This window comes from Aquabacterium sp. (assembly GCF_016234775.1).
GTDB lineage: Bacteria > Pseudomonadota > Gammaproteobacteria > Burkholderiales > Burkholderiaceae_C > Aquabacterium.
Window position 1 is genome coordinate 48,351 of sequence record NZ_JACRAH010000021.1, and the last position, 12,962, is coordinate 61,312.

8 protein-coding genes are annotated in these 12,962 nt (G+C 63.2%); 4 read left to right on the forward strand and 4 right to left on the reverse strand.

Annotation, left to right across the window (positions count from 1 at the left end; all coding sequences use genetic code 11):
- Positions 1–120: 120 nt before the first annotated feature.
- Together polA and HY836_RS06345 are read right to left on the reverse strand one after the other, a co-directional pair.
- Positions 121–2,991 carry a DNA polymerase I gene (gene polA, locus HY836_RS06340; protein ID WP_290674665.1) on the reverse strand — a complete coding sequence of 957 codons (2,871 nt, stop codon included), beginning with the start codon at positions 2,989–2,991 and terminating at the stop codon, positions 121–123.
- 56 nt (positions 2,992–3,047) lie between these two features.
- Positions 3,048–4,199: a hypothetical protein gene (locus tag HY836_RS06345; protein ID WP_290674667.1), complete on the reverse strand. Its 1,152-nt coding sequence runs from the start codon at positions 4,197–4,199 to the stop codon at positions 3,048–3,050.
- A 238-nt stretch (positions 4,200–4,437) separates the two neighbouring features.
- Between HY836_RS06345 and HY836_RS06350 the strand changes: the two genes are divergently transcribed.
- Both HY836_RS06350 and HY836_RS06355 read left to right on the forward strand, forming a co-directional pair.
- Entirely contained in the window at positions 4,438–5,406 is a 969-nt protein-coding gene (locus HY836_RS06350) for a homoserine kinase (protein ID WP_290674670.1), read from the forward strand.
- Positions 5,407–5,408: 2 nt separating this feature from the next.
- A complete protein-coding gene (locus HY836_RS06355) occupies positions 5,409–6,203 on the forward strand; it encodes a BPSS1780 family membrane protein (protein WP_290674672.1) in 795 nt (264 codons plus the stop codon).
- Between the two features lie 20 nt (positions 6,204–6,223).
- On the opposite strand, the gene HY836_RS06360 is transcribed toward HY836_RS06355, so the two are convergent.
- Both HY836_RS06360 and recG read right to left on the reverse strand, forming a co-directional pair.
- Positions 6,224–7,147: a LysR substrate-binding domain-containing protein gene (locus tag HY836_RS06360; protein WP_290674674.1), complete on the reverse strand. Its 924-nt coding sequence runs from the start codon at positions 7,145–7,147 to the stop codon at positions 6,224–6,226.
- A gap of 43 nt (positions 7,148–7,190) precedes the next feature.
- Positions 7,191–9,278: an ATP-dependent DNA helicase RecG gene (gene recG / locus HY836_RS06365; RefSeq protein ID WP_290675052.1), complete on the reverse strand. Its 2,088-nt coding sequence runs from the start codon at positions 9,276–9,278 to the stop codon at positions 7,191–7,193.
- A gap of 225 nt (positions 9,279–9,503) precedes the next feature.
- Between recG and queA the strand changes: the two genes are divergently transcribed.
- Both queA and HY836_RS06375 read left to right on the forward strand, forming a co-directional pair.
- The gene (gene queA / locus HY836_RS06370; protein WP_290674676.1) at positions 9,504–10,553 is read left to right on the forward strand and encodes a tRNA preQ1(34) S-adenosylmethionine ribosyltransferase-isomerase QueA; all 1,050 of its coding nucleotides are present in this window, start codon (positions 9,504–9,506) and stop codon (positions 10,551–10,553) included.
- Between the two features lie 11 nt (positions 10,554–10,564).
- On the forward strand, positions 10,565–12,937 hold the full coding sequence (locus HY836_RS06375; RefSeq protein WP_290674678.1) for an ATP-binding protein: 2,373 nt from the start codon (positions 10,565–10,567) through the stop codon (positions 12,935–12,937).
- The last annotated feature ends 25 nt before the right edge of the window (positions 12,938–12,962 follow it).

The following is a 12,962-nucleotide window of genomic DNA, read 5'->3' on the forward strand; positions in this document are numbered from 1 at the left end:
TCCTGAGAGTGAAAAACGGGGGCTTTCAGTTTAGACCCCGACACCCTTCAGGATGATGACAGTTTCGTGTCAGTGTGTCCCTGGGCAACGTTGCGCTCGTCAACGTCGCCTCCAGATGCGTCAGTGCGCCGCTTCCCAGTTAGGGCCAGCCCCTAGTTCGGCCAGCAGGGGCACCCGCAACTGCGCCACACCCGCCATCAGGCGCGGCACCTCGGCCCTGATCCAGTCCAGCTCGGCCTCGGGCACCTGGAACACCAGTTCGTCGTGCACCTGCATGATCATCAGGCTGGCCTTGCCCTGGGCGTCCAGCGTGTCCTGCACCGCCACCATGGCGAGCTTGATCAGGTCGGCTGCCGTGCCCTGCATGGGCGCGTTGATGGCCGCGCGCTCGGCACCGGCCCGGCTGGGGCCATTGGGGCTGTTGATCTCGGGCAGCCACAAGCGACGGCCAAACACGGTTTCCACGTAGCCCTTTTCTTTGGCCAGGGCGCGGGTGTCATCCATGTAGCGCTTAACGCCGGGATAGCGCTGGAAGTAGCGCTCGATATAGGCCGACGCCGCCGAGCGCTCGATGCCCAGGTTGGAGGCCAGTCCAAAAGCGCTCATGCCGTAGATCAGGCCGAAGTTGATGACCTTGGCATAACGGCGCTGCTCGCTGGTGACCTCGTCAGGCGTCACGCCGAAGACCTCGCCGGCGGTGGCGCGGTGCACGTCCATGCCTTCGGAGAAGGCGCGCAGCAGGTTCTCGTCTTGCGAGATGTGGGCCATGATGCGCAGCTCGATCTGCGAATAGTCGGCCGAGACGATGACATGGCCCGGCGGCGCGATGAAGGCCTCGCGGATGCGGCGGCCTTCCGCCGTGCGCACCGGGATGTTCTGCAGGTTCGGGTCGTTGCTCGACAGGCGGCCCGTCACGGCCACGGCCTGCGCGTAGTTGGTGTGCACCCGGCCCGTTGTCGCGTTGATCATCAGCGGCAGCTTGTCCGTGTAAGTGGACTTGAGCTTGGCCATGCTGCGGTACTCGAGGATGCGGGCTGGCAACGGGTAATCCTCGGCCAGCTTTTCCAGCACCTCCTCGTTGGTGGAAGGGGCGCCGGATGCCGTCTTCTTGACGATGGGCAGGCCCTGCTTGACGAACAGGATCTCGCCGAGCTGCTTGGGCGAGCCCAGATTGAACGGTTGCCCTGCCAGCGCGTAAGCCTCCTGCTCCAGCGCCATGATGCGCTGGCCCAGTTCATGGCTTTGTTGCTGCAACAAGGCCTTGTCGATCAACACACCATTGCGCTCGATGCGCTGCAGCACGCGCGATGCGGGCATCTCGAAGCGCTGGTAGATGTCCTGCAAGGCGGGCTCGGCCTGCAGGCGCGGCCACAGGGTTTGATGCACGTGCAATGTCAGGTCACTGTCCTCGCTGGAATACAGCGATGCGCGGTCAACCGCCACTTGCGCAAACGGGATCTGTTGAGCGCCCTTGCCTGCCACTTCTTCGTAGCTCAAGCCAGCGCGGTTCACGTGGCGCAAGGCCAGGTCACCCAGGTTGTGCCGGCGGTGCGCTTCCAGCACATAGCTTTGCAGCATGGTGTCGTGCGCGTAACCTTGAATGCGGATACCATGGTTGGCCAGCACATGCGTGTCGTACTTGATGTTCTGCCCCACCTTGGGCTTGCTGGCATCTTCCAGCCAGGGCTTGAGCCTGGCCAACACCTCATCCAGCGGCAACTGCTCAGGTGCATCGGGGCCTTCGTGACGCAGCGGGATGTAGCAGGCGCTGCCCACCTTGTCGCTGAAGGACAAGCCCACGATGCGGGCGTTCAAGGGTTCGAGCGAATCGGTCTCGGTGTCGAAGGCGACCAGTTCAGCCGCGTTGAGGCGGGCCAGCCATTGATCGAATGCCGCCCAGTCGAGGATGGTGTCGTAATGGGTTTCGATCTGGGTCAAGCCGGACGCAACAGCATGGCCACCATCAGCGGGCGAGGCATCAGCAGCATCGGCTGCAGCAGGATCCGCGTCGTTCCCGAACAGATCACCCGTGGCACTGGGCTTCGCTGCCTTGGGCGCCTTGGCTGCTTTGGCGGCAGGCGCGGTTGCACCACCACCCAGCAGCTTTTCAACTTCTGCGCGGGCACCGCGGAAGCCATAGCGTGTATAGAAATCCAGCAAGCCAGGCAGATCGGGCGCCTTCAAGGCCAGGGCATCCAGGGAGGGCCACTGCGGCACATGTTCCGTGAGGTCGCAATCCAGCTTGACCGTGATGAGGCGGCGGCCTTGCGGCAACCAGTCCAGGGCCTTGCGCAGGTTCTCACCCACCACGCCCTTGATGCTGTCCGCTGCGGCCATCACGCCTTCCAGCGTGTCGTATTCAGCCAGCCATTTCACGGCGGTCTTGGGGCCCACCTTCTCGACGCCGGGCACGTTGTCCACCGCATCGCCGATCAGGGTCAGGTAATCGATGATGCGCTCAGGCGGCACGCCGAACTTGGCCTGCACGCCGGGGATGTCCAGCACCTCGGGCGGCTTGGCCATGGTGTTGATCAAGGAGACCTGCGGGTTGACCAGTTGGGCCAGGTCCTTGTCGCCCGTCGAGATGACGACCCGATGGCCTGAGGCCGCGGCCACACGGGCAAGCGTGCCGATGGCGTCATCCGCTTCGATACCCGGCACTTCAAGTACCGGCCAGCCCAACAGCTTGACGACTTCATGGATGGGTTCGATCTGCGAACGCAGGTCGTCCGGCATCGAGGGGCGATGCGCCTTGTACTCGGGGTACCACTCGTCGCGAAAGGTAGGGCCTTTGGCGTCAAACACACACACGGCGTGCTCGGCACCAATGTGCTCACGCAACCATCCCATCATGTTGACCACGCCGTGCATGGCGCCAGTCGGCTCGCCATTGGGCCCGCGCAGGTCGGGCATGGCGTGGAATGCGCGATAGAGGTAGCTGGAACCGTCTACCAGCAGCAGGGTGGGTGTGGTGGGGCTTATCGTGGTCATGAGTCGATTGTCCACCAATCAACTCATGCCACCCACAAGCCCGTCAGGGCCACAGATCAGAAATCCGCCTGAGCGCCCAGGGTGACCAAGCGCACCGTTGCGCGACCCAGCGACATGTTCGCCTTCGAGGCATCAATCGAGCCGGTCAGCTTGAGGTCCTTGGTCAAACCGTATTCGAGGCCATAACCCCAGAACGGCTGCATGCTGTCATCAGCCACGTTACCCGATGCGGTTCCTACAGTCGATTTCAAGCTTGTTCGCACATAGGCAACACCCAGTCGACCAACGCCAGTCAGGTCAGGCACCACCTCTGTCGGCAAACGCAATGCGCCCCCCAAAACCAAAGCTTCAGCCTTTGCATCCAGGCTGTACGGGGTGCTACCACCAACCAAGCCGGACGCTCTGACGCTCCCCAGACGCATGGCATTGACCTCCAAGGCAACGTTAGAGGTAATCTTCTTACCCATGTAGACCTTGCCACCCATGCGCGTATTGTCGCAATTCTCCACGCCTGCGCAACTGAGTTTTGACACGGAACCTTGGCCCAGCGCACCGCCAACATAGGTCTTACCGAACTCGGAAGACCGCTTATCCGATTGCAGGTCGGCCACCATGCCTACCGAGAACAGATGATGGCTATTGTGACCACCAATCAGAAAATCGTAGTTGGAGAACAAGCGAACGTCGCTTGTCAGACTGAATTCCAGCCCCGCACCGAGGTAGGGCATGCCGCTGTATTCATTGCGCCGAGTCGCGACGCCACTGGGCGACAAAGAGAGGATTTCGCGCCGCGTATAGGCCCATCCCAGGCGAATCTGGTTTGTAAATCCGTGCAGCAACTCGACCTCCCAGTTGATACCAAGAGCCGTTGCGTCCATAGATTCACGGGTAGATGCCACGCCGGTAGACGTGGCAACAGGATCCGCATTCGCCCTGTCCAAGCCACGGAAATAGAACTGGTTCAACTCGGCGGCCAAGCCCGGGGTCAGGCGCACACCACCAAAAATCTTCTGACTGAAGTTCGTACGATTGCAAGACGGAGCAGCACCGCACGAGCGCGCATCGACACCAACACCTGCACCCGCGCCAACATACACGCCCTCAATTTCAGCTTGAGCGGCATTCATGACCACTCCGCAGGCAAGGGCAACCAACCCCAGTCCGATGTGCTTGCTGGTCAGCGTTGGCTTAAAAATTTGTGTATTCATGATCGAGAGCTATCTCCACACAGTCAGTCTTTGAGCACCCCCCAGGGCGGAGGGCAATGTTTTACAAATTCTGTCGAGTCTGCCACAGCGACTCCTACAATCACACGCTCGTCTTCCCCCGGACCCTGAGGGTTTACGCCTAGGTCATGAGGCATCGCAACATCTGGTTGCGGTTTTTCGGCCCCGGCGCACCTTTTTGAAGCGTGGGAACCTGTCCTTTCGATGCTTGACCTGTCACATGGCCGTTTTCACTGAAGTGTCCCCGCAAGAAGCGGCTGGACTGCTGTCCGACCTGGATCTTGGCACCTTGCAATCCATGCAAGGGTGCGCCTCCGGCATCGAAAACACGAACTACTTTGTCAGTTCGGACAAGGGCGACTACGTGCTCACCTTGTTCGAGCGCCTGAGTTTCGAGCAGTTGCCCTTCTACCTGAACCTGATGCACCACCTGGCCAACCGCGGCATCCCGGTGCCGGCGCCACAGGCCAATGCGAAGGGCGACATCCTGCACACGCTCAAGGACAAGCCCGCCGCCGTGGTGACACGCCTGAAAGGCCGCAATCAGCTGGCGCCGCAGGCAGCAGACTGCGCCCAGGTTGGCGCCATGCTGGCCCGCATGCACGAGGCCGGCCAGGACTATCCACATGAGCAGCCCAACCTGCGTGGCCTGGCCTGGTGGACAGAAACCGTTCCGGTCGTCATGCCCCATCTGAATGCGGATCAGTCCACGCTGATCCAGTCGGAGCTGGCTTTCCAGCAATCGCTCGCCGACTCAGCCAGCTACAAGGTCCTACCCCGCGGCCCCATTCACGCAGACCTGTTCCGCGACAACGTGATGTTCGATGGCCCGGTGCTGTCGGGCTTCTTCGATTTCTATTTCGCAGGCTGCGACACCTTCGGCTTCGACATCGCCGTGTGCCTCAATGACTGGTGCATCGACCTGGCCACGGGCGAGCTCGACCCGGTTCGCGCGCAGGCCTTCGTGGCGGCCTACGACGCCCAACGCCGCCTGACCGATGACGAGCTGGTGCTGCTGCCTTCACTGCTGCGCTCCGCCGCCCTGCGCTTCTGGACCTCGCGCCTGTGGGACTTCTACCTGCCCCGCGATGCCGCCATGCTCCAACCCCATGACCCCACCCACTTCGAGCGGGTTCTGACCCTGCGTCGCAACAAGCCCTGGTCCTACCAGCGCAGCACTGCGGCCTGAACATGAAACTCAAACTGGTCAAGGCCTCGCAAGGCCTGGTGTGGATTCGCCAAGGCATGCTCGCCTGCCGTCAGCAACCGCTGGGCTACATCGGCTTGTTGGGGCTGTCGTTCATGGTCGCCACCCTGATGACAGCCCTGCTGGGTGAGGTCGGCGTGGCGCTGGCCACCTGTCTGGCACCAGCCATCTGGATGGGCTTCATGTTGGGCACACGCCGCGTCCTGACGGGGCAAATGGTCACACCCACGGTCATGATCGAGCCGTTCAAGACGGACGCCCCCACACGCAAGGCATTCATTTTGCTGGGCGTGGCTTATGGCCTGGCCATGCTGGCCACCGTGAGCGTGGCCACCTCGCTGGGCCCTGATCCCGCCTTGTTGGACGACGTCAAAGCCAAGGCCAAGGACATTGGCGACATGATCGGTGACCCACTGGTGCAGCAGGTGCTGCTGCTGGAGTTGCTGCTGACACTGCCCTTGACCCTGGCCTTCCTGCATGCACCAGCTCTGATCCTGTGGGCGCACATGCCGGCGGCCAAAGCGCTGTTCTTCAGCTTCATGGCCAGTTGGCGTAACCTGGGCGCCTTTGTGGTGTTCGGGCTGGGCTGGTTTGGCGTGCTGTGCGGCGTGGCGCTGCTGGCCACGGCCATTGCCGCCATCTTGCCGGTACCCATGCTGGTCAGCGTGCTGATGATGACGGCCAGCATGTGGGTGGCTGCCTCGTTCTACGCCTCGCTGTACTTCACGGTGGTGGACTGTTTCGAGCCTCATCAGCCGGAAGTCAAGCCGGCAGCCTGAGCGGCCTCACGCCAAATGCATCAGGCCGACAGGCGCGTCACACCCTCCAGCGGGCAGGCGTAAATGGCATTGCGCAAGGCGGCAATGGCCTCGTAGCGCGTGAAACTGCGGCGCCATGCCAGCACCACACGACGTGTCGGGACGGGGTCTTCGAACGGCACGAACACGAGGTGGGGATGCGGTTCGGGCGGCACAGAAAGCATCGGTACCACGGTCACGCCCATGCCGGCGGCCACCATGTGCTTGATGGTCTCCAGCGAGGAGCCTTCGAAGCTTTTGCGAATGCCTTCTGCGTCACTGGAGAAACGCGCGAACTCCGGGCAAACCTCCAGCACATGATCACGGAAGCAGTGGCCGGCACCCAGCAACAGCATGGTCTCGCGCTTGAGTTCTTCCGCGCTGATGCTGGCCCTCTGGGCCAAGGGATGCGAACGCGGCACCGCCACCATGAAGGGCTCGTCGTACAAGGGCGCCATGGCCAGGTTGGTGTCCATGAAAGGCTCAGCCAGAATGGCGCAATCGAGCTCGCCGGCACGCAACATTTCCAGCAGCTTGACGGTGAAGTTCTCCTGCAGCATCAAGGGCATCTGCGGCACGCGGGCAATGGCCGAGCGAACCAGATCCGGCAGCAGATAGGGCCCGATGGTGTAGATCACCCCCAGACGCAAGGCGCCCGCCAGGGGATCCTTGCCGCGCTTGGCGATTTCCTTGATGGCCTGGGCCTGCTCCAGCACGGCCTGCGCCTGACGCACGATTTCCTCGCCCAGCGGCGTGACGGTGATCTCGGAACTGCCGCGCTCGAACAGCTTCACGTCCAGCTCGTCTTCCAGCTTCTTGACGGCCACGGACAAGGTCGGCTGAGACACGAAACAGGCCTCTGCGGCGCGCCCGAAATGGCGTTCGCGCGCAACGGCGACGATGTAGCGAAGTTCGGTCAGGGTCATGCTACCGATTGTGCTTGATCTGCGCGAGGCGCGCAGTATCGGGTCAAGCCTTGAGGTATTCCGATTTCTGCCCCAGCCAGCGGGCCACATGCCTTTGCGCCGCATCGGGGTGATCACGCAGCATGGTCTCGGCCACCTGGCGCGCCCGGGCCACCAGCCCCTGGTCCTCGTTCAAGTCGGCAAAACGCAACAAGGCGGCACCGGATTGCCGCGAGCCCATGAATTCACCCGGGCCGCGAATCTCCAGATCCCGGCGCGCGATCTCGAAGCCATCCGTGGTCTCGGCCATGGCCTTGAGACGCTGCTTGCCGGAATCAGACAAGGGCGAGGCATAGAGCAGCACGCACACGCTGGCCACGGCGCCCCGCCCCACCCGGCCACGCAACTGGTGCAACTGGCTCAGGCCAAAGCGCTCGGCGTGTTCGATCACCATCAGGCTGGCGTTGGGTACGTCCACACCCACTTCGATCACCGTGGTGGCCACCAGCACGGACAACTCGCCACTGGCAAAGCGGGCCATCACGTCGGCTTTCTCGGCCGCCGGCAAACGCCCGTGCAGCAGGCCCACGCCGAAGCCCGCCAGTGATTCACCGAGCTCCTGATGGGTCTGCGTGACGTTGCTCAAATCCAGCGGCGGGCGGCTGTTGCTGGCGCGCCCGGCGGCCTCATCGGCGGCCTGGTCGCTGTCTTCGGTTTCGTCGATCAAGGGGCAGACCCAGTAGACCTGACGCCCTCGCGCCACCTCATCGCGGATGCGCTCGATCACCTCGGGGCGGCGCGTGTCGGCAAACACCTTGGTGACGATGGGCGTGCGGCCGGGTGGCAATTCGTCGATGGTGCTGACCTCCAGATCGGCCAGATAGGTCATGGCCAGGGTACGGGGAATGGGCGTGGCGCTCATCATCAGCAGATGCGGCTCCAACTCGCTGCTCTCCAGCTTGCGGCGCAACTGCAGGCGCTGGGCGACGCCGAAGCGATGCTGTTCGTCGATCAAGGCCAGGCCCAGTCGCGCGAAGGTGACCTGATCCTGGATCACGGCATGCGTACCCACCACCAGTTGAGCCTCACCGGAGGCCACTGCCGCGATCTGTTCGCGCTTGGCTTTGGCCTTGAGGCTGCCCGTGAGCCAGGCCACCTTGATGCCCAGGGGCTCCAGCCAGCCCACCAGCTTGCGGAAATGCTGCTCGGCCAGGATTTCGGTGGGGGCCATCAGCGCACACTGCCAGCCGGCATCCATGGCCACGGCAGCAGCCAGGGCGGCCACCACGGTCTTGCCCGAGCCCACATCGCCTTGCAGCAATCGGTGCATGGGCTGAGGCTTGTGCAGATCCAGCGCGATTTCTTCGCACACCTTGCGCTGGGCCCCGGTCAGCTCAAAAGGCAACACGCCCAGCAGGCGATCACGCAGCCCTTGGGGTGTGGCACTCAAGACCGGCGCCTTCAGGTGCGCTCGTTCGGCGCGCGCCTTCATCTGTGACACTTGCTGAGCCAGCAGCTCTTCAAACTTCAGGCGTTGCCAGGCGGGGTGGCTGTGGTCTTCCAGTGCCAGCAGGGACACCTCAGGTGAGGGGTGGTGCAGGAAGTCCAGCGCCTCGCGCAAACGAGGCCAGCGCCCAGGCAGCAGTTCGGGAGGGATCAGCTCCTCCAAGGGCGCCCGAGTCAAGGCGGAGGCCACGGCCTTGCGCAGATAGGCCTGGGGCAGGCCGGCGCTGGTCGGGTAGACGGGCGTGAGCGACGACGCCAGCGGCGTGTTGCCGCTGACGATGCGCACGGTCGGGTGCACCATCTCCCGGCCCCAGAAACCATGGCGAAGTTCGCCTCGAACGCGCAAACGCACGCCGGGCGCCCAGCTCTTTTGTTGCGAACCGTAAAAGTTCAAGAAGCGCAACAGGACCTCGCCGGTGCCGTCATCGAGCCGCACGATCAACTGGCGGCGGCCTCGTGCTTCGATGCGGTTGTCCGACACCACGCCCTCGATCTGCACCGTCTGGCCATCTCGGGCATCGCGCAACAAGGTCAGGCGGGTTTCGTCTTCATAGCGCAGCGGCAGGTGCAGGGCCAGATCGATGTCTCGCACCAGGCCCAGCTTGTCCATCGCTTTTTGCGGCGCCGAGCGCGCAGGCGCGGCCACACGCCCATCGGTGGACGCGCTGGCTTCCTGTTTGCTGGACTTGCTGCTGGCAGACGCAGATTGCGCCACGATGGACTCCCCGGCCCGGAAAACTGACAGGCACCGATTGTGCCGTGTTCGCACAGGGCAGCCCCCTCACTCCGATGGGCGAGTCACACCGCGACCCGCGCTTGGGGTGACAATATCGGGTTTCCTTGGCACGGGACTCGTCCGTCCCTCAATGGCATGACCATCTCCTCTTCCTATTCCCTGAGCGATTTCGATTTCGAGCTGCCGCCCGAGCTGATCGCCCAGCACCCGGCCGCCGAACGCAGCGCTTCCAGACTGCTCGATGGCCGAGGCCCCACCCCCGTAGACCGCGTTTTCCGAGACCTGCCCGATCTGCTGCAGCCCGGGGATCTGCTGGTCTTCAACAACACCCGCGTGATCAAGGCGCGCCTGTACGGCCACAAGGCCACCGGCGGCGCGGTCGAAGCGCTGGTCGAGCGCGTCTTGCCTGGCAACGAGGTCTGGGCGCATTTGCGCGCCAGCAAATCACCCAAACCCGGCAGCAAGCTGCGATTCGCCGAAGCATTCAACGCTGAAGTGCTGGGGCGCTGCGGGCCTGACGACGGCATGTTCCACCTGCGTTTCGAAGCTGATCCGCTCGTCTTGCTGGAACAACACGGCCACGTGCCCCTGCCGCCCTACATCACGCACGCAGATGAGGCAGATGACGTACGCCGCTATCAGACCGTGTTCGCCTCTCAGCCTGGCGCAGTGGCGGCACCTACCGCCGCCTTGCACTTTGACGAGGCCGTGCTGAGCCGGTTGGAGGCCAGAGGCATCCGCACCGCCGAAGTGACGCTGCATGTGGGTGCAGGCACCTTCCAGCCGGTGCGCACCGACAACCTGGCCGAGCACAAGATGCACAGCGAGTGGTTCAACGTGCCTGAATCGACCGTGGCGGCCATCGAGGCCACCAAGGCAGCAGGGGGCCGCGTGGTGTCAGTTGGCACCACCACCTTGCGCGCGCTGGAGTCTGCGGCGCTGAATGTGCCAGAAGGCCATATCCTGCAGGCCGGCAGCCGTGACACCACCATCTTCATCACACCGGGCTTTCAGTTCAAGGTGGTGGATGTGCTGGTCACGAACTTCCACCTGCCCAAGAGCACCCTGATGATGTTGGTCAGCGCCCTGGCAGGCTACGAGCATGTTCGACAGCTGTATCGGCATGCCATCGCACAGAAGTACCGCTTCTTCAGCTACGGCGACGCCATGCTGATCCAACGATAAAACATCACATCATGGGACCGAACCTTGACCTCCTTGCAGCATCCGGGCTCAGACGCTTGCTGACCTGGCTGATCGGGTTCTCGCTCTGGCTGGCGGGCGCCGCCTGGGCCGAGCCGACCTTCATCCTGGATCAGGCCACCCTGTCACCAGGCACCTGCGCAGAACAACAGGAAGGTCGCACGGTCAGGCTGCCGGATGACTGGCGCGCACTGAACATCAAACCACCGGCCGTTGGCTGCTACCGGGCTCGCCTGTACATGCCACGCTCGCCCGTGGTGCCCTGGGCCTTGCGCGTTGATCGCCTGCCAGGCAACCACCGCGTCACCGTCAACGGCATCCAGCTCAGTACCCGGCACATGGAAGGGCAAGCCATCACCAGCATGGCCACCCTGCCCTATCTGATCGAGTTGCCCGTCAACGTCTTGCTGGCGGGCGACAACGACATCGAAATCGATGTGCGCATGAACCCCTTCCGCAAGCCCGGCATTGCCCCGATGCAAGCGGGCCCGCTGAGCGACATGCGCGATGACTTCGACCGTTGGGTCAGTGTGAGCGTCGACCTGCCGCAAACGCTCAACATGAGCGTGGCAGGCATGGCGCTGTTCCTGCTGCTGGCTTGGCGCGCCCGTCCACGGGACGTGATCTTTGGCTACTTCGGCTGCCTGATGCTGGTCATGTGTGGCCGCAATGCGCTGTACTTCGTTGAGACCATCAGCTGGCCTGCGCCGGTGGTGGACTGGTTCTTCTTTGCCGCGCAGGCGGTGAGCACCTACTACGTCGCCCTGTTCGGGCTGAGTTACGCCAACATCTCCCTTGAGCGATTGCTGTGGCCTTTGCGTTTCATGGGCTTTGGCTTCCCGCTTTTTGGCCTGCTCGCCATGGGCACGCCCTATCTGGATACGCTTCGACTGGTGGCCTACCCCATCTTGATGATCTGCGGGATCCTGGTGGTGGTGCGCGTGGTGCTGACAGCCTGGACGCGTCACTGGCTGGAGGCCATCGCCATGACCTTGGGCCCCGTGGGCACCTTCGTCAGCGTGGCCCACGACTACCTCTTCCTCACGCCCTATCTGGACGTGACCGCGCTCTACTGGACGCCTTACTGCGTGCCCATCATCTTCCTGGGCTTTGCGCTCACCTTGATGAGCAAGTTCATCGAAGCCATGAACCTGGCCGAACGCATGAACATCACGCTGGAAGAGCGCGTGGCTGAACGCACCCGCGCCCTGGAAGCCGCCAACCAGTCCAAGACACGCTTTCTGGCCGCTGCCAGCCATGACTTGCGCCAACCAACCGCCGCCATCGGCCTGCTGGTCAGCCTCCTGCGCCAACAAGCGAAAGAGCCTGAAGTCAAGGACCTGACCAACATGCTGGACGAGGCAGTGGCCTCCATGGAGTCCTTGCTGGTCGGCCTGCTTGACATTTCCAAGCTGGACGCGGGCGCCGTCAAACCTGAATTCCAGTCCGTTGGCTTGCATGACGTGTTCCAGGCCGTGCGCGTGCATGAAAAGAGTGCCGCAGACACCAAGGGCCTGAGGCTGCGCTTCAGGCTGCCGCAAGGCCCCCATGGCGCACAACTGATGGTCCTGACCGACCCCATGCTGCTGCACAGCGTGCTGCGTAACCTGGTGGCCAATGCCATCCGCTACACGCACAGCGGCGGCGTGCTGGTGGCGGCACGCCGGCGCGGCAAACACCGCCTTCGCATCGAGGTCTGGGACACCGGCATCGGCATCGCCCCCGATCAGCTCGATCGCATCTTTGAAGAGTTCTATCAGGTCGGCAACTCGGCGCGCGACCGCAACCGGGGCATTGGCCTGGGCCTGGCCATTGTGCGTCGCACGGCCACGATCCTGGGCGAACAGGTCACCGTCAAATCACGTGTCGGTCGCGGCTCGTGCTTCTCGATCGAGTTGCCGCTCAACCTGGTTGCTCACAAGCGCGTTGAAGTGGTGGAAGCGCCCACCCAGCCACTGGCTGGCCGCGTGATCTGGCTGGTCGAAGATGACATGCTCCTGCGTCGCGCCATCGGTGAGATGCTGCACAGCTGGGGGGCCCGCACTCGCTCCTGGCCGGATGGGGAATCCTTGCTGGACGAGCTGCCCACCATCATGGAAAACAGCGACGAAGAAGATCTGCCCGATACGCTGATCACGGACTACCGCTTACCCGGCATCAGCGGGCTACACCTGGTGCAGACGCTGGATGTGCACATGCGAGCCCATGGCAAACACCTGCAAACCCTGATCATTTCGGGCGACACAGACCCAACCGAAATCGCCCGTCTGAGCGCGTCAGGACTGGAAGTTCTGTCCAAACCCTTCCGCAGCGAGCGCCTGCTGGAGCGACTCAATGCCCGGCGCAACACGGTCACCATGGCCTGATGCTGCCTCACACTACACGCCATAC